The sequence below is a fragment of the Mesorhizobium sp. WSM3864 genome (assembly GCF_002294955.1).
Lineage (GTDB): Bacteria > Pseudomonadota > Alphaproteobacteria > Rhizobiales > Rhizobiaceae > Mesorhizobium.
In genome coordinates, this window is the sequence record NZ_NSGD01000001.1 from 826,792 (window position 1) to 846,917 (window position 20,126).

Genomic DNA, 20,126 nt, shown 5'->3' on the forward strand with positions numbered 1-20,126 from the left:
TCGGCCGAATGTATCGGCAGCACCGCTCAATTGTCGTCCTCCGCGCTCTGCTCATCGAAGCCGAGCAAGTTCCAGCTTTGGCGCATATGCGGCGGCATCGGCGCGGTAACATCGATGACCCCCTGGTCTGGATGCGGGATAACGATGCGGCGCGCGTGAAGATGAAGGCGGTTCTGGATGCCGCCGGGAAACTCCCAATTGGTGTCGGCCTCGAAATATTTGGGATCGCCGATGATCGGGCAGCCGATATGGGCGGCATGGACGCGAAGCTGGTGGGTGCGGCCGGTATAGGGTTCCATTTCCAGCCAGGACAGCGACTGCGCCGCCTGCTCGACGACGCGGTAATAGGAAACGGCATGGTCGGCGCCCTTCTCGCCATGCTTGGCGATGCGCACGCGGTCGCCGTCCGGCGTCGCCTCCTTGACCAGCCAGGTCGAGATCTTGTCCTCGCGCTTCGGCGGCACGCCCTTGACCAAGGCCCAATAGGTTTTCTTCGTCTCGCGCGCCCGGAACGCTTCCGACAGCTTCATCGCGGCAAGGCGGGTGCGGGCAACGACCAGCACACCGGAAGTGTCACGGTCGAGGCGATGGACGAGGCGCGGCTTCTCGCCCTTCTGGTTGCGCCAGGCCTCCAGCATGTCGTCGACATTGCGCGTGACGCCGGAGCCGCCTTGCACGGCAAGCCCGGCAGGCTTGTTGAAGACGAAGACTTTCGGGTCCTCGTGCAGCAGCATCTTGGCCAGCACATCGGCATCGCCCTGGTTGCGGATCGAATGGCCGGTGAGCGCGGCGTCGCCCTTCTTGTCGACTTCGAGCGGCGGAATGCGCACGGTCTGCCCGGGCTCGACGCGCGTGTCGGCCTTCACGCGGCCGCCATCAACGCGGACCTGGCCCGAGCGCAAGAGCTTTTGCAGGTGACCGAAGCCGAGGCCCGGATAATGGACCTTGAACCAGCGGTCGAGCCGCATGCCCGCTTCGCCGGCCTCCACCGTGATTTGTTCGACACCTGCCATGGTTACGCTTTTCCGGTTGAAAGCGGCGCCATAGCACTAAGGCAGAGAGGTTGCGAGCCAAAGACCCAACAACGGACAAAGATCGCGCCAAAGACCGTTGCGCAGCCGCGGGCGCGGACGCCTCAGTTTGCGGCCGCCTTCTTGGCCTTGGACGAGCCGATCATCTTCCAGTTCTTGTAGAACATGGAATTGACGCGCTCGACGCTGACCGAGACGATGGCGAGAAGGTTGGCAATCAGGCCGGGGAATGGCGATGGACGGATGATATCCATGAACACGCAGTAGCGGCGTCCGTCATATTCGTTCACCGAACGGTGCAGCAGCGTGTCGTCGAAAATGTAAAGCGGGTTGTCGTGCCAGTAGTTCCTGGCGCCGTTGCACTCGACGAAAATCTCAGCCTTGACCGGCAACAGATTGTAGAGGATGCGCAGGCTGAGCCGCAGCGGCCCGAAATGCCAGGAAGTCGATTCCTTGCCTCTGAAGACTGAGACCGCGATGGTCTTGATGTATTTGAAATCCTTGTTGAATTCCGCGACGTTGTCGATCTTGTGCTTGCCATACCACTGATAGACATACATGCCGCGCCGACCGGTGCCGAAATTGGCGTCGATATCGGCGATGATCTCGTCCTTGCGAGCCTTGAAGACGTCGAGAACCTCGTTGACCTCGCGCTGATAGTCTGCGGGGAACTGCTCCAGCTTCCATACGCCCGGGTTCCGATAGCAAAGCAGGTCGACCAAAAGGTTGAATGGCGACAGCAGCCAGGTGAAGATGCCGTTGCCGAGGAAATAGCCGCGGAACAACGACAGATCCTTGTTTGCATTGCGCATCACGTCGATCAGACCGCAGACGATCCAGATCGTGGTCAGGATCGGGATAAAATAAAAGGCAAGCGCGAGAAGCGGGACTGCGATAGCAGCCTGACGAAGAGTCTTACGGGTTTGCTTTGTCATTGTCTTTCGCTTGGGAGCGCGATCCTGTTCGCATGAGCCAAATCACGGCGACCCCCGCCAGCCGTGCGCCTTCATAGGATTTTTCATGACGCGGCACAATCTGGAACAGGTTTGCCCGCTCACGATCGCGCCAGCATCTCGACTTTGCTGTCATGCCGACGAAACTTCGCCGCGAAGCACCCGGGCTCGCCGAGCCGCGGAAGCGGCTATTCCCGCTCTTTGCGCAGCTTTGCCCAGTATTCCAGCCGCTTCTTGACCTCGCGCTCGAAGCCGCGCTCGGGCGGATCGTAGAAAGTGCGGCGGCCCATCTTTTCCGGGAAATAGTCCTGGCCGGAAAAGGCATCCGGCTCGTCGTGGTCGTAGCGGTAGCCGGCGCCGTAATCCTCTTCCTTCATCAGCTTGGTTGGCGCGTTGAGGATGTGCTTGGGCGGCAGCAGCGAGCCGAATTCCTTGGCCGCTTGTGTCGCCGCCTTGAAGGCGGTGTAGACGGCGTTCGACTTGGGCGCGGTGGCGAGATAGACGGTGGCCTCGGCGAAGGCGAGTTCGCCCTCGGGCGAGCCGAGATAATCGTAGGCGTCCTTCGCGGCATTGGCGACGACCAGGGCCTGCGGATCGGCAAGCCCGATATCTTCCACCGCCATGCGCACCAGCCGGCGGCCGAGATAGAGCGGATCCTCACCGGCATCGAACATGCGGGCGAGGTAATACAGCGCAGCGTCCGGATCCGAGCCGCGCACCGATTTATGCAGCGCCGAGATCAGGTTGTAGTGGCCGTCCTGGCCCTTGTCGTAGATCGGCGCGCGACGCTGGATGACGCGCTGCAGGCCTTCGGGCCTAAACACCTCGCCCGGCTTGGCGGCGCGCCAGACCTCCTCGGCGAGCGTCAGCGAGGCACGACCGTCGCCATCGCTCATGCGGATCAGCATGGCCCGCGCCTCGTCGTCGAGCGGCAGCGCCCTGCCCTCGGTCGCCTCGGCCCGCTCCAGCAGCTTGGCGATGCTCTCCTCGTCCAGCGAGCGGAAGACGAGCACCCGCGCGCGGGACAGAAGCGCCGCGTTCAGCTCGAAGGATGGGTTCTCCGTCGTGGCGCCGACCAGCACCACCGTGCCGTCTTCCATGACCGGCAAAAAACCGTCCTGCTGGGCGCGGTTGAAGCGATGGATCTCATCGACGAAGAGCAGCGTCTGGCGGCCATTGGTCCGGCGCAGTTTCGCCGCCTCGAACACTTTCTTCAGGTCGGCGACGCCGGAAAACACCGCCGATATCTGCTCGAAGGCAAGGTGGGTTTCGCCGGCGAGCAGCCGCGCCACCGTCGTCTTGCCGGTGCCGGGCGGGCCCCAGAAGATCATCGAGCCGAGCGTGCCGGAATTGATCAGCCGCGTCAGCGCGCCATCCGGGCCGGTCAAGTGCTCCTGGCCAACGACCTCGCCAAGGGTCTTCGGGCGCAACCGGTCAGCCAGCGGCCGGCCGGGCGGCGCCTTCTTCGGTTCATCGACGCTGAACAGATCGGCCATGCACTTTTATTTGGTTGGAACGCGGCCCCTTTTCCAGAGCCTGCTCAGTAACGCAACACCTGGCGCAGTATCTGCCCACCGCGCTCGACGGTAAAGCGCCACCACCGCGTGTCCTGCTGCGCAATCTGTGCCAGCGTCGCCGCCTTATCGATGCTCGTGCCGTTCACTTCGCGCACGATGTCGCCCGGTTGGAAGCCGAAATCGGCGGCCGGTGAATCGCGGTTGATGTCGACCACGGTGACCCCCTTCATGTCGGTGCGCAGCCCGAGACGCTGGGCAAGGCGCGGCGAAAGCTCTGCCACCTTGGCGCCGGCGAAGGGGCTGCGGCCATGCAGCGTGACCTCGCTCGGCTTCGCGCCTTCCGGCGCGCGCTCCAGGGCAATCTCAAGCGTTGCCTGTTGGCCCTTGCTCAGCACTGCGAAGGTCGCCTTGGTACCGATCGAAAGCGTCGCCATACGGTAATCCAGCGCCTCGATGCTTTCGACCGGGGTGTTGTTGAGCGACAGCACGACGTCGCCGGGCTTGAGCCCCGCCTTGCCGGCCGGTCCGGCCCCATCGACCGACGAGACCAGCGCGCCGGTCGGCTTTTCCATGCCAAGCGATTCCGCGATCTGCGGTGTCACGGCTTCAAACTCGGCGCCGATATAGGGCCGCTCGAAGAAATCCAGGCCTGCCTTGGCGGCGTCGGCGAAAGCCCTGACCATGTTCGACGGAATGGCGAAACCGATACCGATCGAGCCGCCGCTGCGGCTATAGATAGCCGTGTTGATGCCGACCAGCTGGCCGCCCATATTGATCAGCGCGCCGCCGGAATTGCCGGGATTGATGGCGGCATCGGTCTGGATGAAATAGCCGGAGTCGGAAACGCCGATATGGCTGCGGGCAAGCGCCGAAACGATCCCGCTGGTGGTCGTCTGGCCGACGCCGAAGGGATTGCCGATGGCGAGCACCAGGTCGCCGACCTCGAGCGCGTCGGAATCGCCGATGGCGATCACCGGGAACGGCTTGTCGGCGGAGATTTTGAGCACGGCAAGATCCAGTGTCTCGTCCTTCAGCATCACCTTGGATGTGAACTCGCGCCCGTCGGCCGTCGCGACCTTCACCTCGTCGGCATCCTTGATGACATGGTAGTTGGTGACGATCACGCCGCTCGGATCGACCAGCACGCCGGAACCGAGCGAAGACTGCGCGCGCGGCTGCGCGCGGCCGAAGAACTCCTCGAAGAAGGGATCGCCCTCGAACGGCGAGGTCACCTTTGCGGTCTGCGAGGCATAGACGTTGACCACGGCCGGCGCCGTCTGCTTGACCAGCGGCGCAAACGAAAGCTGCACCTCCTCGCGGCCGAACGGCACGCGCTTGTCGGGCCCGGAAGTGGAGTTCTCGCCCTCGACGCCATGCAAGAGATCGGTCAGCACGTCGGAAAGGCCAGGGTCGGCCGGCTTGGCGGCATCTTCTGCGAATGCCTGTCTGACGCTAGGAGCCGCGGCGAAAGCGGCAAGCGTGCAAACCGCAATAAGAAACAGCCGTTTGAGGTGCATTCCGAATCCTCCAGATCAGGCGCCATTGTCCCGACGATTGTGCAGAATGAAAGGCTAATGCACGGAAATACGATGCTTGTCGCGCAAAAGCGTGAGAACGAGAACGAAAATCCGCTCGCCCTGCTCGCTGGTTTCAGAACGAAAAAGGGGCCCCGAAGGCCCCTTGAATTCATTCGCTGAAAACCTGGCCTTATGCGGCCGCGGCTTCCTCTTCGCCGCCTTCGGCCTCGAGACGCGCGCGGTCGGCGGCGCCCTTGGCCGAGGTGTCGCGGTCGACGAACTCGATGACCGCCATGGCGGCATTGTCGCCGTGGCGGAAGCCCGCCTTCATGATGCGCAGGTAGCCGCCGTTGCGGCTGGCGTAGCGCGGTGCGATGGTTTCGAACAGGCGCTTGACGACGCCTTCATTGCCGATCTGCGCGATCACCTGGCGGCGGGCGTGCAGGTCGCCGCGCTTGCCGAGCGTCACCAGCTTCTCGACGATCGGACGCAGGTCCTTCGCCTTCGGCAGGGTGGTGACGATCTGCTCGTGCTCGATCAGAGACACGGCGAGGTTGGCGAACATCGACTTGCGGTGGCTCACGCTGCGGGCGAAGCGACGGCCTTTGAAACCGTGGCGCATGGCTCTTTTCCTTCTTTAGTTGTTCAAGAGGCCACGGCCTCTGATGGTTTTCCGCATGACCGTCGGATCGAGCGGCTCGCGCCGCCGATCCTTGGAATTCATGCTCAATATTGATCTTCGTAACGCTTGGCGAGGTCTTCGATGTTTTCCGGGGGCCAATCCGGCACTTCCATGCCGAGGTGCAGACCCATCGCCGCCAGCACTTCCTTGATCTCGTTCAGCGACTTGCGGCCGAAATTCGGAGTGCGCAGCATCTCGGCTTCCGTCTTCTGGATCAGGTCGCCGATATAGACGATGTTGTCGTTCTTCAGGCAGTTGGCCGAACGCACCGAAAGCTCGAGCTCGTCGACCTTCTTGAGCAGCGCCGGGTTAAAGGCCAGCTCGGTGACGGCCTCGGTGGCGACTTCCTTCTGCGGCTCGTCGAAGTTGACGAACAGGCTGAGCTGGTCCTGCAGGATGCGGGCCGCGAAAGCCACGGCGTCCTCGCCCGAGATCGAACCGTCGGTCTCGATGGTCATGGTCAGCTTGTCATAGTCGAGAACCTGGCCCTCGCGGGTGTTCTCGACCTTGTAGGAGACCTTCTTGACTGGCGAGTAGAGGCTGTCGACCGGGATCAAGCCGATCGGCGCGTCCTCGGCGCGGTTGCGCTCAGCCGGCACATAGCCCTTGCCGGTGTCGACGGTGAACTCCATGCGGATCTCCGCACCCTCGTCCAGCGTGCAGATCACGTGGTCGGGGTTGAGGATCTCGACGTCGCCGACGGTCTGGATGTCGCCGGCAAGGACGGCGCCCGGACCCTGCTTGCGCACGACCATGCGCTTGGGACCATCGCCTTCCATGCGGATGGCGATTTCCTTGATGTTGAGCACGATGTCGGTCACGTCCTCGCGCACGCCGGCGATGGACGAGAACTCATGCAGCACGCCGTCGATCTGCACGGCGGTGACGGCCGCGCCGCGCAGCGAAGACAGAAGCACGCGCCGCAGCGCGTTGCCGAGCGTGAGGCCGAAGCCGCGCTCGAGCGGCTCGGCCACGAGCGTGGTCAGCGTCTTCTTCTTCGACGAGAACTCGATCTTGTTCGGCTTGATCAGTTCCTGCCAGTTTTTCTGGATCATGGTGTCTTCCTTCCTTTGACCCGCCACCATCCAATCGTGGCGGGCAGCCTGGAATTGCCGCGGAGGAGCGCCTTGGCGCTCACGCGGCGTTCAAAAATATTAGACGCGGCGCTTCTTGCGCGGACGGCAGCCATTGTGCGGGATCGGCGTCACATCGCGGATCGAGGTGATGGTGAAGCCGGCGGCCTGCAGGGCGCGCAGCGCCGATTCACGGCCGGAGCCGGGTCCGCAGACCTCGACCTCGAGCATGCGCATGCCGTGTTCCTGTGCCTTCTTGGCGACGTCTTCGGCGGCCATCTGGGCGGCGAACGGGGTCGACTTGCGCGAACCCTTGAAGCCCTGGGCGCCGGCCGACGACCAGGCGATCGAATTGCCCTGCGCGTCGGTGATGGTGATCATCGTGTTGTTGAAGGTCGAATTGACGTGGGCAACGCCCGACGAGATGTTCTTGCGTTCGCGACGGCGAACACGAGCGGCTTCCTTGGCCATGGTAGTCCTTTCAGTTGATCTCTACACCGCCGTAACGCCAGCGGCTCCACCTTCGTAAGGGAGTAGGGGAATAGGGCAGTAAGGGAGTAGGGAAATGAACGATCCGATTTCGGACCATTCCCTACTGCCTTACTCCCCTACTCCCTTATTCCCCTAATTACTTCTTCTTGCCGGCGATCGCCTTGGCCGGGCCCTTGCGGGTGCGCGCATTGGTATGCGTGCGCTGGCCGCGGACCGGAAGCGAGCGGCGATGACGCAGGCCACGGTAGCAGCCGAGGTCCATCAGCCGCTTGATGTTCATCGAGACCTCGCGGCGCAGGTCGCCTTCGACCTGGTAGTCGCGGTCGATCGTCTCGCGGATCTGCAGCACTTCCGCGTCGGTCAGCTGGTTGACGCGGCGGTCCGCCGGGATGCCGACCTTGTCGACGATCTCCTGGGCAAACTTCTTGCCGATGCCGTGAATGTACTGAAGCGCAATGACGACGCGCTTGTTGGTCGGAATGTTGACGCCGGCTATACGAGCCATGTTCTCTCATCTCCATTTGGGCCGGCCATCCTTCAAAAAGGCAGGCCCGGCGCTATCTAAGTTGCCCCGCGTCCGGTGGAGGCCGGCCCTTGCGGGAGTATCCTGGTTCAAAACGGATGCCCTGCCCTTGCGGGCAAGCAAAGTCCATGCCTGATAGGAAGACGGGCCGCCATACCCCAATGGCTTCTTCCAGTCAAGCGCAATCTTTGCTTGTCGGAGCGACCTAGCTCACCGCCGCCGTGAGCACCTTCTCGATCTCCGCGGTCACCGCGTCGATGCTGGCCATGCCGTCAACGCTCTTCAGCCTGCCTTTGGCATAGTAGTAGCCGGTCAGCGGCGCCGTCTTCTTGTAATATTCGCGCAGGCGCTCCTCGAACACCGCCGGATTGTCGTCCTTGCGCACCGGCTGGCCGGCCGCCTTGGCATCCTCGGCCCGCTTGACGATGCGCCCGACCAGCGCCTTGTCGTCGACGACGAGCTCGATGACGCTGTCGAGCGCGATGTTGCGCTCGGCGAGCATGGCTTCGACGGCATCGGCCTGCACCAGCGTGCGCGGATAACCGTCGAGGATGAAGCCCCTGGCGCAGTCGGGCTGGTCGATCCGCTCGGCAACGATCGCATTGACGATCGCGTCCGATACCAGCTCGCCGGCATCCATCACCGCCTTGGCCCGCTTGCCGACCTCGGTTCCGGCCTGGACGGCGGCACGCAGCATGTCTCCCGTCGAAAGCTGGGGTATGCCGTGTTTTTCTACCAGTCTCTGTGCTTGCGTCCCCTTGCCCGCTCCTGGCGGCCCAAGCAATATCAGCCTCATCTGCTCCTCTTACCCCCGCGCAACTTCGACTTCTTGATCAGGCCCTCATACTGGTGCGCGATCAGGTGACCCTGAATCTGCGCCACCGTGTCGAGCGTGACACTGACCACGATCAGAAGCGATGTGCCACCGAGATAGAAAGGTACGCCAGTCGCTGAAATCAGGAACTCAGGCAGCAGACACACCAGCACCAGATAGATGGCGCCGATGACGGTGATACGCGTCAGAACATAGTCGATATATTCGGCGGTGCGCTCGCCCGGACGATAGCCCGGGATGAAGCCGGAATGCTTCTTGAGCTGGTCGGCCGTGTCCTTCGGGTTGAAGACGATCGCCGTATAGAAGAAGGCGAAGAAAATGATCATCGCCGCATAGAACGCCATATAGAGCGGCTGGCCGTGCCCGAGCGCCGCCAGGACCGTGCTCGCCCAGGCAGGCAGGTTGGTGGTCTGCGAGAAGCCGGCAACCGTTGCCGGCAGCAACAGCAGCGAGGAGGCGAAGATCGGCGGGATGACGCCCGAGGTGTTGAGCTTCAGCGGCAAATGCGAGGTATCGCCCTGGAACATGCGGTTGCCGACCTGCCGCTTCGGATACTGGATGAGCAGGCGGCGCTGAGCGCGCTCGAAGAAGACGATGACGCCGATGACGACGACGGCGAGCACGATGATCGCGAGAATCAGGCTCGTGGACAGCGCACCGGTGCGGCCGAGTTCCAGCGTGCCTGAAATGGCGTGCGGCAGACCGGCGACGATGCCCGAGAAGATGATCAGCGAAATGCCGTTGCCGATGCCGCGCGCGGTGATCTGCTCGCCGAGCCACATCAGGAACATGGTGCCGCCGACAAGCGTGACGACGGTCGAGATGCGGAAGAACATGCCGGGATCGGTGACGATACCGTTGCCGCCCTCCAGCCCGACCGAAATGCCGTAGGCCTGCACCAAGGCCAGCAGCACGGTGCCGTAGCGCGTGTACTGGTTGATGATCTTGCGGCCCTGCTCGCCTTCCTTCTTGAGCGCTTCCAGCGACGGGATGACCGAGGTCATCAGCTGCATGATGATGGAGGCGGAGATGTAGGGCATGATGCCGAGCGCGAAGATCGCCATGCGCTGCACGGCGCCGCCGGCAAACATGTTGAACATGCCGAGCACGCCCTTGCTCTGCGAGGAGAAGGCCTGCGCGAAAGCGTCGGGATTGATCCCGGGAAGCGGGATGTAGGTGCCGAGGCGGTAGACGAGCAGCGCGCCGACGGTGAACCAGATGCGCTTCTTCAGATCCTCGGCCTTGGCGAAGGCCGCAAAATTCAGATTGGAGGCTAGTTGTTCAGCAGCCGAAGCCATGCCTGATTTTCTCCGCTAGAGCATGATGCCGAAAAGTGTGAAGCGGTTTTCGGAAGACATCATGCTCTACTTCATTGATTTCTATGTCGCGCTCGATGCCCGCAGCTCAGGCGGCGCGTGTCACCGAAGCTCACGAGATAAGCTCCGGACCGTCAACATGCAAGCGGCCGCGTTGACGCGGCCGCCTAATTGATCAGATCAAAGCGCGGACGGGCGGCAAAAATGAAACCATACCCGCCGGCCGCGCTTCAAATCGCCGTTACTCGGCGGCGGCCGCTTCCGGCAGCTTCACCGAACCGCCCGCCTTCTCGATCTTCTCGATCGCAGCTTTGGAGGCGCCGGCGACGTCGAAGCTGAGCTTGGCCTTGAGCTCGCCGTCGGAGAGCACGCGCACGCCGTCCTTGGCGCGGCGGATGACGCCGGCAGCGATCAGGGTCTCAGCCGTCACGGTCTCCTTCGCGTCGAGCTTCTTGGCATCGACCGCAGCCTGGATGCGGGCAAGCGACACGACGGTGAAGCTCTTGGCGAACAGGTTGTTGAAGCCGCGCTTCGGCAGGCGCCGGTAAAGCGGCATCTGGCCGCCCTCGAAGCCGTTGATGGCAACGCCCGAGCGTGCCTTCTGGCCCTTGACGCCGCGACCGGCGGTCTTGCCAGAGCCGGAGCCGATGCCGCGACCGAGGCGCTTCCTGGAGTGCGTGGCGCCGTCCTTGTCACGCAGATCGTTGAGTTTCATGTTTCTGTCTCCTGCGCTTCCGTTCAGGCCTCGTCCACAACGCGGACGAGGTGCTGGACGGCGGCGATCATGCCGCGCACCGAAGGGGTGTCTTCCAGCGTGCGCCGCTTGTGCATCTTGTTGAGGCCGAGGCCGACCAGCGTCGCGCGCTGCTCCTTCGGCCGGCGGATCGGCGAACCGATCTGCTCGACGGTGATGGTCTTGGTAGCTTTCTTGGCCATGGTCGAAATCCCTGGTCAGCGTCGACTATTCTTCGGCCGCGACGGCGGTGCCGCGGCGGGCCTGAAGGGTCGAGTACTTGATGCCGCGCGCAGCAGCCACATCCTTCGGATGCATCTGGCTCTTCAGCGCGTCGAAGGTGGCGCGAACCATGTTGTAGGGGTTCGACGAACCCATCGACTTGGCGACCACGTCATGCATGCCGAGCGTCTCGAAGACGGCGCGCATCGGGCCGCCAGCGATGATGCCGGTACCCTGCTTGGCGGCGCGCAGCAGAACGCGTCCGGCGCCCCAGCGGCCCTCGACGTCGTGATGCAGCGTGCGGCCCGAACGCAGCGGCACGAAGATCATGTCGCGCTTGGCCGATTCGGTCGCCTTGCGGATCGCCTCCGGCACTTCGCGCGCCTTGCCGTGGCCGAAGCCGACGCGGCCCTTCTGGTCGCCGACGACGACGAGCGCGGCAAAGCCGAAGCGACGGCCGCCCTTCACCACCTTGGCGACGCGGTTGATGTGGACAAGCTTGTCCACCATGCCGTCGTCGCGCTCTTCGCGTTCACGCTCGCGGCCGCGGCCGCCTTCCCTACGTTCCTGTGCCATATCCTAGTCCTTGTTCTTTTCCGGAAGCACGGGTTGCTGTTTGCCGGCGCCTCTATCGACACCGGCGGTGAATTTCTCCTTTGCATGATCTTGTCCGAAAAGTCTGCAACTTTTCGGGATCATGCATTAGAAGCTCAGACCGCCTTCGCGGGCAGCCTCGGCCAGCGCCTTGACGCGGCCGTGATAGATGTACGGGCCACGATCGAAGACGACTTCCTTGACGCCGGCCTTCGACGCGCGCTCGGCGATCAGCTTGCCGACCGCGGCAGCAGCGGCGCTGTCGGCGCCGGTCTTGAGCGAGCCCTTCAGCTCCTTCTCCAGCGTCGAGGCGGCGGCCAGCGTGTGGCCCTTCGCGTCGTCGATGACCTGGACGTAGATGTGCTTCGAGGTGCGATGCACCGAAAGCCGCGGCCGCTCGCCGGCGACCTTCTTGAGCTGGCGGCGCACGCGCTGCGCGCGGCGCTGGGTTGTTTCTTTGGGGCTAGCCATGATTCTGTTCCTTGCCTTCAGAAAACGGGGGCAACCGTGTGCGGTAGGCCAAGCCTCCCGCGGTCGCGCCCCGCGGCGATCAAAAGTCTTACTTCTTCTTGCCTTCCTTGCGGACAATCCGCTCGTCGGCATAGCGCACGCCCTTGCCCTTGTAGGGTTCGGGACCGCGATACTCGCGGATCTCGGCCGCGACCTGGCCGACCTGCTGCTTGTCGATGCCGGAGACCGTGATTTCGGTCGGCTTCGGCACGGAGATCGTGATGCCCTGCGGCGTCTCATAGACCACGTCGTGGCTGAAGCCGAGCGCCAGCTGCAGGTTCTTGCCCTGCATGGCGGCGCGATAGCCGACGCCGGTGATCTCGAGCTTCTTCTCGAAGCCGTCCTTGACGCCCTGCAGGATGTTGACGATCTGCGTGCGCGACATGCCCCACTTGGCGCGGGCGGTCTTGGTCTGGTCGCGCGGCTCGACCGAAATCTCGGCGCCTTCCATCTTGACCAGCACTTCGTCGTTGACCACGAACTTCAGCTCGCCCTTGGGGCCCTTGGCCGTCACGGTCTGGCCGTTGACGGTCGCGGAGACGCCCTGCGGCAGCGAAACGGGTTTCTTTCCGATACGAGACATTGTTGTCTCCTCTTCCTTTTACTGCTGTGAATGGTGAATGGTGAAGTGGCGAACGGCGCGGTCAAAGTCCCGTGCAGTCTCACCATTCACTATTCACCATTGACCATTCACCCTTAGAAAATCTGGCAGAGGATCTCGCCGCCGACATTCTGCTCGCGCGCTTCGTGATCGGCCATGACGCCCTTCGGCGTCGAAAGGATGGCGATGCCGAGGCCGTTGGCGACATGCGGGATCGACTTGGCCGAGACATAGACGCGGCGGCCGGGCTTCGAGACGCGCTCGATTTCGCGCACGACCGGAGCGCCGTCGAAATACTTCAGCTCGATCTCGATTTCCGACTTGCCGTTCTCGAAGTCGGTCTGGCTGTAGTCGCGGATATAGCCTTCCGACTTCAGCACTTCGAGGACGCGGGCGCGCAGACGCGAGGCCGGAGTCGAGACGCTCGACTTCTTGCGGCCATAGGCGTTGCGGATGCGGGTCAGCATATCGCCGAGAGGATCGCTCAATGACATCTCAGTGTCTCCTTACCAGCTCGACTTGACCAGGCCCGGGATCTGGCCGTTGTTGCCCAGATCGCGAAGCGCGATACGCGAAAGCTTGAGCTTGCGATAGTAGGCGCGCGGACGCCCCGTCACTTCGCAGCGGTTGCGGATGCGGATCTTGGCCGAGTTGCGCGGCAGCGCCGAAAGCTTCAACTGGGCGCGGAAACGCTCTTCCATCGGCTTGGACTGGTCCATGACGATTTCCTTGAGCGCCTTGCGCTTGGCGGCGTACTGACCGGCAAGCTTGCGGCGCCGGTTGTTCTTCTCGACTGAGCTGGTCTTTGCCATTTCAGATTTTTCCTTTTTCGCTGCCGTTACTGGCGGAAGGGGAAGTTGAAGGCCTTGAGCAGCGCCCTGGCCTCGTCATCCGTCTTCGCCGTCGTACAAACGATGACGTCCATGCCCCAGACCTGATCAACCTTGTCGTAGTTGATCTCCGGGAACACGATGTGCTCCTTGATGCCCATGGCGTAGTTGCCACGGCCGTCAAAGCTCTTCGGGTTCAGTCCGCGAAAGTCGCGAACGCGCGGCAGCGCGATGTTCACGAGGCGGTCGAGGAACTCGTACATGCGTTCCTTGCGCAGCGTGACCTTGGCGCCGATCGGCATGTTCTCGCGCACCTTGAAGCCCGCGATCGAGTTGCGGGCGCGGGTGACGACAGCCTTCTGGCCGGCGATCAGCGCGAGGTCCTCGGCCGCGACCGAGGGCTTCTTGGAATCGCCGGTCGCCTCACCGACGCCCATGTTCAGCACGATCTTGTCGATGCGCGGAACCTGCATCTCGTTGTCGTAGCCGAACTGCTCCTGCAGCGCCTTGCGGATGGTCTCCTGATAGACCTTCTTGAGGCGCGGCTCGTTCTTGGCAGCTGCCTGCTTGGTTTCAGCTTTAGCCATTGATGACTTCTCCCGAACGCTTGGCGACGCGCACCTTCTTGCCGTCCTTCTGGATGGCGAAGCCGACGCGGGTCGGCTTGCCGTCCTTGGGGTCGGCCAGCGCGATGTTCGACAGGTGGATCGGCGCTTCCTTGGTGATGATCCCGCCCTCTTGGGACTGGGTCTGCTTCTGGTGACGGCGAATGAGGTTCACGCCGCGGACCAGCGCGGTGTCTTCCTTCGGCTGCACCGACAGGACTTCGCCCGAACGGCCCTTGTCCTTGCCGGCAAGCACGACGACCTTGTCGCCTTTTCTGATCTTTTGCATGGGTCCGGCTCCTTACAGCACTTCAGGCGCGAGCGAGATGATCTTCATGTGGTTCTTGGCGCGAAGCTCGCGCGGAACCGGCCCGAAGATACGCGTGCCGATCGGCTCTTTCTTGTTGTCGACGAGAACGGCCGCGTTCTTGTCGAAACGGATCACGCTGCCGTCCGGACGGCGGATGTCCTTGGCCGTGCGAACCACGACCGCCTTCATCACATCGCCCTTCTTAACGCGGCCGCGCGGGATGGCTTCCTTGATCGACACCACGATGATGTCGCCGACGGAGGCATACTTCCGCTTCGAACCGCCCAGCACCTTGATGCACATGACACGACGGGCGCCGGAATTGTCCGCGACGTCGAGGTTTGTTTGCATCTGAATCATGACTGGCCGCCTTCTTCTTTTCTAACGGGACGGGCTTTCACCCCTCCCCGGTCTGTCCAAAATTCGTTTCGTTCGCCCGGATCAAGCCTGATCCGCGGTGATGACGACCCAGCGCTTGTCCTTGGAGATCGGCTTCGATTCCTGGATGAACACCTGGTCGCCGACCTTATGGGCGTTGTTCTCGTCATGCGCCTTGTACTTCTTGGTCAGGCGCACGGTCTTCTTCATCACGGGATGCGTGAAGCGCCGCTCGACCTTGACGACGACCGTCTTCTCGTTCTTGTCGCTGACGACGGTGCCCTGCAGGATGCGCTTTGGCATGGTTCTCGTCCTTAAGCCTTCTTGGCCGCGGCTTTTTCCGCGGCGATGGTCTTGATGCGCGCGATGTCCCTGCGGACCTGCTTCACGCGTGCGGTCTTCTCGAGCTGGCCGGTGGCCTTCTGGAAGCGCAGGTTGAACTGCTCCTTCTTGAGGGCGGCCAGGTCGTCGGCCAGCTGATCCTGGGTCTTGGTCCGGATGTCTTCGGCTTTCATGATCGCCTGTCCTTATTCTGCGATGCGCTGCACGAAGCGCGTCTTGACCGAGAGCTTGGCGGCGCCGAGACGCAGCGCCTCACGCGCTGTTTCTTCGCTGACGCCGTCGATCTCGAACATGATGCGGCCAGGCTTGACGCGCGCCGCCCAGTAGTCGACGGCGCCCTTGCCCTTACCCATGCGCACTTCGGTCGGCTTCGAGGTGACCGGCAGATCCGGGAACACCCGGATCCAGACGCGGCCGGCGCGCTTCATCTCGCGGGTGATCGCGCGGCGGGCCGCCTCGATCTCGCGCGCGGTGACGCGGTTCGGCTCAAGCGCCTTCAGCCCGAAACCGCCGAAATCCAGATTGGTGCCGCCCTTGGCGGTACCGTGGATACGGCCCTTGAACTGCTTGCGGAACTTTGTGCGCTTTGGCTGCAGCATCGTTCTAACTCCAAATTCTCAAATTTCTCAGGCGTTCTCGCGACGGCGACCGCGCTCACGCTCGCCGGTCTGACCGCCGTGATCGCCTTCCGTGGCGCGACGCTCCGACGCCATCGGGTCGTGCTCGAGGATCTCGCCCTTGAACACCCACACCTTGACGCCGCAGATGCCATACGCCGTGTTCGCCTCGGCCGTGCCGTAGTCGACATCGGCGCGCAGCGTATGCAGCGGCACGCGGCCTTCGCGGTACCACTCCATGCGCGCGATTTCGGCGCCGCCGAGACGGCCGGAGCAGTTGATGCGGATGCCTTCGGCACCAAGACGCATGGCCGACTGAACGGCGCGCTTCATGGCGCGACGGAACGCGATGCGGCGTTCGAGCTGCTGGGCGATCGACTGGGCGATCAGCGTGGCGTCGATTTCCGGCTTGCGCACTTCAACGATGTTGAGGTGCGTCTCGGACTTCGTCATCTCCATCAGCTTCTTGCGGAGCTTCTCGATGTCGGCGCCCTTCTTGCCGATGATCAGGCCCGGACGCGCGGCATGGATGGTGACGCGGCACTTCTTGTGCGGACGCTCGATCACGACCTTGGAGATCGCGGCCTGCTTGAGTTCCTTCTCAAGATACTTACGGATCTTGATGTCTTCATGCAGCAGCTGACCGTATTCGCCGGTGTTCGCGAACCAGCGCGAATCCCAGGTGCGGTTGATGCCGAGACGCAGCCCGATCGGATTGACTTTCTGGCCCATTATGCGGCCTCCCCTTTTTCCTCGACTTCACGAACGACGATCGTGAGGTGCGAGAACGGCTTTTCGATACGGCTGGCGCGACCACGGCCACGCGCGTGGAAACGCTTCATGACGATCGACTTGCCGACATAGGCTTCCGATACGATCAGCGCATCGACATCGAGGTCGTGGTTGTTTTCCGCGTTGGCGATCGCCGACTCCAGGGTCTTCTTGACCGTGCCGGAAATCCGCTTGGCCGAGAATTCGAGGTCGGAAAGCGCTGTCGCGACCTTCTTGCCGCGGATCAGCGCGGCAACCAGGTTCAGCTTCTGCGGGCTGATACGGATGGTGCGCAGAACGGCGCGCGCCTCGTTGTCAGCAAGCCTGCGCGGAGCTTTGGCCTTGCCCATGATTATTTCCTCTTCGCCTTCTTATCCGCGCCATGACCGTAATAGGTCCGGGTCGGAGCGAATTCACCGAACTTGTGGCCGACCATGTCCTCGTTCACGGAGACGGGAACGTGCTTCTGGCCGTTGTAGACACCGAAGGTGAAGCCGACGAACTGCGGCAGGATGGTGGAGCGACGGCTCCACATCTTGATCACCTCATTGCGACCGCCTTCACGAACCTTGTCCACCTTCTTGAGAAGGTAGCCGTCGATGAAGGGGCCTTTCCAAATCGAACGAGTCACTTGGCGTTACCTCTTCTTAGCTCTTGCGCTGATGGCGCGAGCGCACGATGAACTTGTCGGTCGCCTTGTTGGACCGCGTCTTCTTGCCCTTGGTCGGCTTGCCCCAGGGCGAAACCGGGTGACGGCCACCCGAGGTGCGGCCTTCGCCACCACCGTGCGGATGATCGACCGGGTTCATGGCCACGCCGCGATTGTGCGGGCGCTTGCCGCGCCACACCGTGCGGCCGGCCTTGCCGTCGTTGATGTTGCCGTGATCGGGGTTCGACACGGCGCCGACGGTGGCCATGCAGGAACCGTGCACGACGCGCTGCTCGCCCGAGTTGAGGCGCAGGATCGCCATGCCCTGGTCGCGGCCGACGAGCTGGGCGTAACCGCCGGCCGAGCGGGCGACCTGGCCGCCCTTGCCCGGCTTCAGCTCGATATTGTGGACGATCGTGCCGACCGGCATCGAAGCCAGCGGCATCGCGTTGCCCGGCTTCACGTCGACCGCTTCGCCGGCCACGATCTTGTCGCCGGCAGCCAGACGCTGCGGCGCCAGGATGTAGGACAGCTCGCCGTCGTCATACTTGATCAGCGCGATGAAGGCGGTGCGGTTCGGATCGTATTCGATGCGCTCGACCGTGCCGACGACGTCGTACTTCTTACGCTTGAAGTCGATGATGCGGTACGAACGCTTGTGACCGCCGCCGATGAAGCGGGCCGTGATGCGGCCGTAATTGTTGCGGCCGCCCGACTTGGTCAGGCCTTCGGTCAGACCCTTGACGGGCTTGCCCTTGTAGAGGCCCGAGCGGTCGACGATGACCAGCTGACGGGTGCTCGGCGTTACCGGGTTGAATTTCTTGAGTGCCATTGTCCTGTCCTCGCGGCCTTGCTCAGAGACCCGTCGCGACGTCGATCGACTGGCCGTCGGCCAGCGTCACAACCGCCTTCTTGACGTCGCCCTGGCGGCCAACCGTGCCGCGGAAGCGCTTGATCTTGCCCTTACGGACGAGCGTGTTCACGGCCGTAACCTTGACCCCGAAGAGAGCTTCCACGGCGGCCTTGATTTCCGGCTTCGACGCCTTCTTGGCGACATTGAAGACGACCTGGTTCTGCTCGGAAGCCATGGTCGACTTTTCAGTGATCGCCGGCGAGACGATCACGTCGTAGTGACGGAGGTCGGTCATTTGAAGCGCTCCTCGAGAGCCTCGACGGCGGCCTTCGAAAGGACCAGCGTGCCGCGGCGCAGAATGTCGTAGACGTTGATGCCCTGGATCGGCAGCACGTCGATGTTGGGAATGTTGGTCGCCGCCAGCTTGAAGTTCTGGTCAAGCTCGGCGCCGCCGATCACCAGGGCATTGGTGAGCCCGAGCGTCTCGAGGCTCGCCACCAGCGCCTTGGTCTTGGCTTCGGCGAGCTTCAGCTCGTCGACGATGATCAGCGAAGCGCTCTTGGCCTTGGCCGAGAGAGCGTGCTTCAGGCCCAGCGCGCGCACCTTCTTCGGCAGCTCGTGCTCATGGCTGCGCACGACCGGGCCGTGCGCCTTGCCACCGCCGCGGAACTGCGGAGCGCGAGCCGAATGGTGCCGGGCGCGGCCCGTACCCTTCTGCTTGTACATCTTGGCGCCGGTGCGCGCGATCTCGGCGCGCCCCTTGGCCTTGTGCGTGCCCTGCTGCTTCTTGGCCAGCTGCCAGCGCACCACGCGCTGCAGGATGTCCTCACGCGGGTCAAGGCCGAAGATCTCCTCGGAGAGCTTTACCTTGCCGGCGTCCTTGCCGCCGAGGGTTGTGATCTTGAGGTCCATTATTCCGCTCCCTCATTGGCCGGGGCATCGTTCATGGCGGCAGCGGCACGGATCGCGGCTGGCTTCGGCGCGTTGGCCGGCAGCGCAACCTTGGCCGCGTCACGGACCAGGATCCAGGCGCCCTTCACTCCCGGGACGGCGCCGCGGATCAGGATCAGGCCGCGGTCGGCATCGGTCGAGACGACCTCGACATTCTGGGTGGTGACCCGGACGTCGCCCATGTGGCCGGCCATCTTCTTGCCCTTGAACACCTTACCGGGGTCCTGGCGCTGACCGGTCGAGCCGTGCGTGCGGTGCGAGACCGAGTTACCGTGCGTGGCGCGGCCGCCACCCATGTTGTGCCGCTTGATCACGCCCTGGAAACCCTTGCCGGTCGAGGTGCCCGTCACGTCGACCTTCTGGCCGGCGACGAAGTGCTCGACGGTGAGCTCGGCGCCGACGTCGATCATGTTGTCGGCGGAGACGCGGAACTCGGCGAGCTTCGCCTTCGGCTCGACGGAGGCGGCAGCGAAATGGCCGCGCATCGCCTTCGACGTGTTCTTCACCTTGGCAAGGCCAACGCCGAGCTGGACGGCGGTGTAGCCGTTCTTCTCCTGCGTGCGCTGCGCCACGACCTGGCAGTTCTCCATCTGGAGAACGGTGACGGGAACGTGTTCCCCGGCATCGTTATAGATGCGGGTCATTCCCACCTTCTTTGCAATCACACCTGAACGCATCGGTTCAATTCCTTTAGAGTTCCCTGTCGGGGCTGACGCCCCTCCACGCCTCTTGCTTCCTTCAGAGTTCCGGGTCGCCCCGCCCTCTTGTTCCTAGAGCTTGATCTCGACGTCGACACCGGCGGCCAGATCGAGCTTCATCAGAGCATCGACCGTCTGCGGGGTCGGATCGACGATGTCGAGCAGCCGCTTGTGGGTGCGCATCTCGAACTGCTCGCGGCTCTTCTTGTCGACGTGAGGCGACCGGTTGACCGTGAACTTTTCGATCCGCGTCGGCAGCGGAATGGGGCCGCGGACGTTGGCGCCCGTGCGCTTGGCGGTCGACACGATTTCGCGCGTCGAGGCGTCGAGCACCCGGTGGTCAAACGCCTTAAGGCGGATGCGGATATTCTGTCCGTTCATGCGTCAATTCCTTGTTCTGGCGCGGCGCGGGCAGCCCCGCGCCCGCGACAGATCCGTTTCGTCCAATTATTCTTTGATGGTGACGACGATGCCGGCACCGACGGTGCGGCCGCCTTCACGGATGGCGAAGCGCAGCTTCTCT

At 63.2% G+C, this 20,126-nt stretch carries 31 protein-coding genes and 1 pseudogene; all 32 read right to left on the reverse strand.

Annotated elements, in window-relative coordinates:
* Window positions 1-26 precede the first annotated feature (26 nt).
* A complete protein-coding gene (locus tag CK215_RS04050) occupies window positions 27-1,013 on the reverse strand; it encodes an RluA family pseudouridine synthase (protein WP_095830132.1) in 987 nt (328 codons plus the stop codon).
* Between the two features lie 122 nt (window positions 1,014-1,135).
* The gene (locus CK215_RS04055) at window positions 1,136-1,966 is read right to left on the reverse strand and encodes an aspartyl/asparaginyl beta-hydroxylase domain-containing protein (protein WP_066989619.1); all 831 of its coding nucleotides are present in this window, start codon (window positions 1,964-1,966) and stop codon (window positions 1,136-1,138) included.
* A gap of 206 nt (window positions 1,967-2,172) precedes the next feature.
* Window positions 2,173-3,480: a replication-associated recombination protein A gene (locus CK215_RS04060; protein WP_095830133.1), complete on the reverse strand. Its 1,308-nt coding sequence runs from the start codon at window positions 3,478-3,480 to the stop codon at window positions 2,173-2,175.
* Window positions 3,481-3,524: 44 nt separating this feature from the next.
* Window positions 3,525-5,018 (reverse strand): DegQ family serine endoprotease, encoded by a 1,494-nt coding sequence (locus CK215_RS04065; RefSeq protein ID WP_095825450.1) that lies wholly within the window; start codon window positions 5,016-5,018, stop codon window positions 3,525-3,527.
* 190 nt (window positions 5,019-5,208) lie between these two features.
* Complete coding sequence (rplQ, locus tag CK215_RS04070) at window positions 5,209-5,640, reverse strand: 50S ribosomal protein L17 (RefSeq protein ID WP_066989613.1); 432 nt, start codon at window positions 5,638-5,640, stop codon at window positions 5,209-5,211.
* Between the two features lie 104 nt (window positions 5,641-5,744).
* Window positions 5,745-6,755, reverse strand: a complete 1,011-nt coding sequence (locus CK215_RS04075) for a DNA-directed RNA polymerase subunit alpha (protein ID WP_059188661.1) — start codon at window positions 6,753-6,755, stop codon at window positions 5,745-5,747.
* A gap of 99 nt (window positions 6,756-6,854) precedes the next feature.
* Window positions 6,855-7,244 (reverse strand): 30S ribosomal protein S11, encoded by a 390-nt coding sequence (rpsK, locus tag CK215_RS04080; protein WP_006205444.1) that lies wholly within the window; start codon window positions 7,242-7,244, stop codon window positions 6,855-6,857.
* Between the two features lie 157 nt (window positions 7,245-7,401).
* Entirely contained in the window at window positions 7,402-7,770 is a 369-nt protein-coding gene (gene rpsM / locus CK215_RS04085; RefSeq protein WP_027170351.1) for a 30S ribosomal protein S13, read from the reverse strand.
* 223 nt (window positions 7,771-7,993) lie between these two features.
* Entirely contained in the window at window positions 7,994-8,584 is a 591-nt protein-coding gene (locus CK215_RS04090) for an adenylate kinase (protein WP_095780445.1), read from the reverse strand.
* Window positions 8,581-9,921 (reverse strand): preprotein translocase subunit SecY, encoded by a 1,341-nt coding sequence (gene secY, locus CK215_RS04095; RefSeq protein ID WP_066989608.1) that lies wholly within the window; start codon window positions 9,919-9,921, stop codon window positions 8,581-8,583. The genes CK215_RS04090 and secY overlap by 4 nt, the downstream gene beginning before the upstream one ends.
* A gap of 259 nt (window positions 9,922-10,180) precedes the next feature.
* Window positions 10,181-10,654, reverse strand: coding sequence for a 50S ribosomal protein L15 (gene rplO / locus CK215_RS04100; RefSeq protein ID WP_066989606.1), 474 nt, complete (start codon window positions 10,652-10,654; stop codon window positions 10,181-10,183).
* 23 nt (window positions 10,655-10,677) lie between these two features.
* Complete coding sequence (rpmD, locus tag CK215_RS04105) at window positions 10,678-10,875, reverse strand: 50S ribosomal protein L30 (RefSeq protein WP_027170355.1); 198 nt, start codon at window positions 10,873-10,875, stop codon at window positions 10,678-10,680.
* Window positions 10,876-10,900: 25 nt separating this feature from the next.
* Window positions 10,901-11,470 carry a 30S ribosomal protein S5 gene (gene rpsE / locus CK215_RS04110; RefSeq protein WP_027046810.1) on the reverse strand — a complete coding sequence of 190 codons (570 nt, stop codon included), beginning with the start codon at window positions 11,468-11,470 and terminating at the stop codon, window positions 10,901-10,903.
* Between the two features lie 126 nt (window positions 11,471-11,596).
* On the reverse strand, window positions 11,597-11,959 hold the full coding sequence (gene rplR, locus CK215_RS04115) for a 50S ribosomal protein L18 (protein ID WP_066989604.1): 363 nt from the start codon (window positions 11,957-11,959) through the stop codon (window positions 11,597-11,599).
* Between the two features lie 88 nt (window positions 11,960-12,047).
* The gene (gene rplF, locus CK215_RS04120) at window positions 12,048-12,581 is read right to left on the reverse strand and encodes a 50S ribosomal protein L6 (protein ID WP_067321468.1); all 534 of its coding nucleotides are present in this window, start codon (window positions 12,579-12,581) and stop codon (window positions 12,048-12,050) included.
* 113 nt (window positions 12,582-12,694) lie between these two features.
* Window positions 12,695-13,093 (reverse strand): 30S ribosomal protein S8, encoded by a 399-nt coding sequence (gene rpsH, locus CK215_RS04125; protein WP_066989600.1) that lies wholly within the window; start codon window positions 13,091-13,093, stop codon window positions 12,695-12,697.
* Window positions 13,094-13,105: 12 nt separating this feature from the next.
* Window positions 13,106-13,411, reverse strand: coding sequence for a 30S ribosomal protein S14 (gene rpsN, locus CK215_RS04130; RefSeq protein WP_095777623.1), 306 nt, complete (start codon window positions 13,409-13,411; stop codon window positions 13,106-13,108).
* Between the two features lie 26 nt (window positions 13,412-13,437).
* Window positions 13,438-14,016, reverse strand: a complete 579-nt coding sequence (rplE, locus tag CK215_RS04135) for a 50S ribosomal protein L5 (protein WP_095777622.1) — start codon at window positions 14,014-14,016, stop codon at window positions 13,438-13,440.
* Window positions 14,009-14,323, reverse strand: coding sequence for a 50S ribosomal protein L24 (gene rplX / locus CK215_RS04140; protein WP_059188493.1), 315 nt, complete (start codon window positions 14,321-14,323; stop codon window positions 14,009-14,011). The genes rplE and rplX overlap by 8 nt, the downstream gene beginning before the upstream one ends.
* Window positions 14,324-14,335: 12 nt before the next feature.
* Entirely contained in the window at window positions 14,336-14,704 is a 369-nt protein-coding gene (gene rplN / locus CK215_RS04145) for a 50S ribosomal protein L14 (RefSeq protein ID WP_006205457.1), read from the reverse strand.
* Between the two features lie 81 nt (window positions 14,705-14,785).
* A complete protein-coding gene (gene rpsQ, locus CK215_RS04150) occupies window positions 14,786-15,025 on the reverse strand; it encodes a 30S ribosomal protein S17 (RefSeq protein ID WP_040970380.1) in 240 nt (79 codons plus the stop codon).
* A gap of 11 nt (window positions 15,026-15,036) precedes the next feature.
* Complete coding sequence (gene rpmC / locus CK215_RS04155) at window positions 15,037-15,237, reverse strand: 50S ribosomal protein L29 (RefSeq protein ID WP_040970379.1); 201 nt, start codon at window positions 15,235-15,237, stop codon at window positions 15,037-15,039.
* Between the two features lie 12 nt (window positions 15,238-15,249).
* Window positions 15,250-15,663, reverse strand: a complete 414-nt coding sequence (gene rplP / locus CK215_RS04160) for a 50S ribosomal protein L16 (protein ID WP_027170364.1) — start codon at window positions 15,661-15,663, stop codon at window positions 15,250-15,252.
* A gap of 27 nt (window positions 15,664-15,690) precedes the next feature.
* Window positions 15,691-16,413 (reverse strand): 30S ribosomal protein S3, encoded by a 723-nt coding sequence (rpsC, locus tag CK215_RS04165; protein WP_095829728.1) that lies wholly within the window; start codon window positions 16,411-16,413, stop codon window positions 15,691-15,693.
* Window positions 16,413-16,802 (reverse strand): 50S ribosomal protein L22, encoded by a 390-nt coding sequence (gene rplV, locus CK215_RS04170; protein ID WP_066989594.1) that lies wholly within the window; start codon window positions 16,800-16,802, stop codon window positions 16,413-16,415. The genes rpsC and rplV overlap by 1 nt, the downstream gene beginning before the upstream one ends.
* 2 nt (window positions 16,803-16,804) lie before the next feature.
* Window positions 16,805-17,083, reverse strand: a complete 279-nt coding sequence (gene rpsS, locus CK215_RS04175) for a 30S ribosomal protein S19 (protein ID WP_006205463.1) — start codon at window positions 17,081-17,083, stop codon at window positions 16,805-16,807.
* Window positions 17,084-17,099: 16 nt separating this feature from the next.
* Window positions 17,100-17,933: a 50S ribosomal protein L2 gene (gene rplB / locus CK215_RS04180; RefSeq protein WP_040970375.1), complete on the reverse strand. Its 834-nt coding sequence runs from the start codon at window positions 17,931-17,933 to the stop codon at window positions 17,100-17,102.
* A 22-nt stretch (window positions 17,934-17,955) separates the two neighbouring features.
* A complete protein-coding gene (locus tag CK215_RS04185) occupies window positions 17,956-18,249 on the reverse strand; it encodes a 50S ribosomal protein L23 (protein ID WP_040983033.1) in 294 nt (97 codons plus the stop codon).
* A complete protein-coding gene (gene rplD / locus CK215_RS04190) occupies window positions 18,246-18,866 on the reverse strand; it encodes a 50S ribosomal protein L4 (RefSeq protein ID WP_066989592.1) in 621 nt (206 codons plus the stop codon). The genes CK215_RS04185 and rplD overlap by 4 nt, the downstream gene beginning before the upstream one ends.
* A complete protein-coding gene (gene rplC / locus CK215_RS04195) occupies window positions 18,866-19,582 on the reverse strand; it encodes a 50S ribosomal protein L3 (protein WP_095830134.1) in 717 nt (238 codons plus the stop codon). Before rplC ends, rplD begins: the two co-directional genes overlap by 1 nt.
* A gap of 93 nt (window positions 19,583-19,675) precedes the next feature.
* Window positions 19,676-19,984, reverse strand: coding sequence for a 30S ribosomal protein S10 (rpsJ, locus tag CK215_RS04200; RefSeq protein ID WP_006205468.1), 309 nt, complete (start codon window positions 19,982-19,984; stop codon window positions 19,676-19,678).
* A gap of 66 nt (window positions 19,985-20,050) precedes the next feature.
* Window positions 20,051-20,126, reverse strand: a pseudogene (locus CK215_RS30595) (elongation factor Tu); the annotation flags it as partial.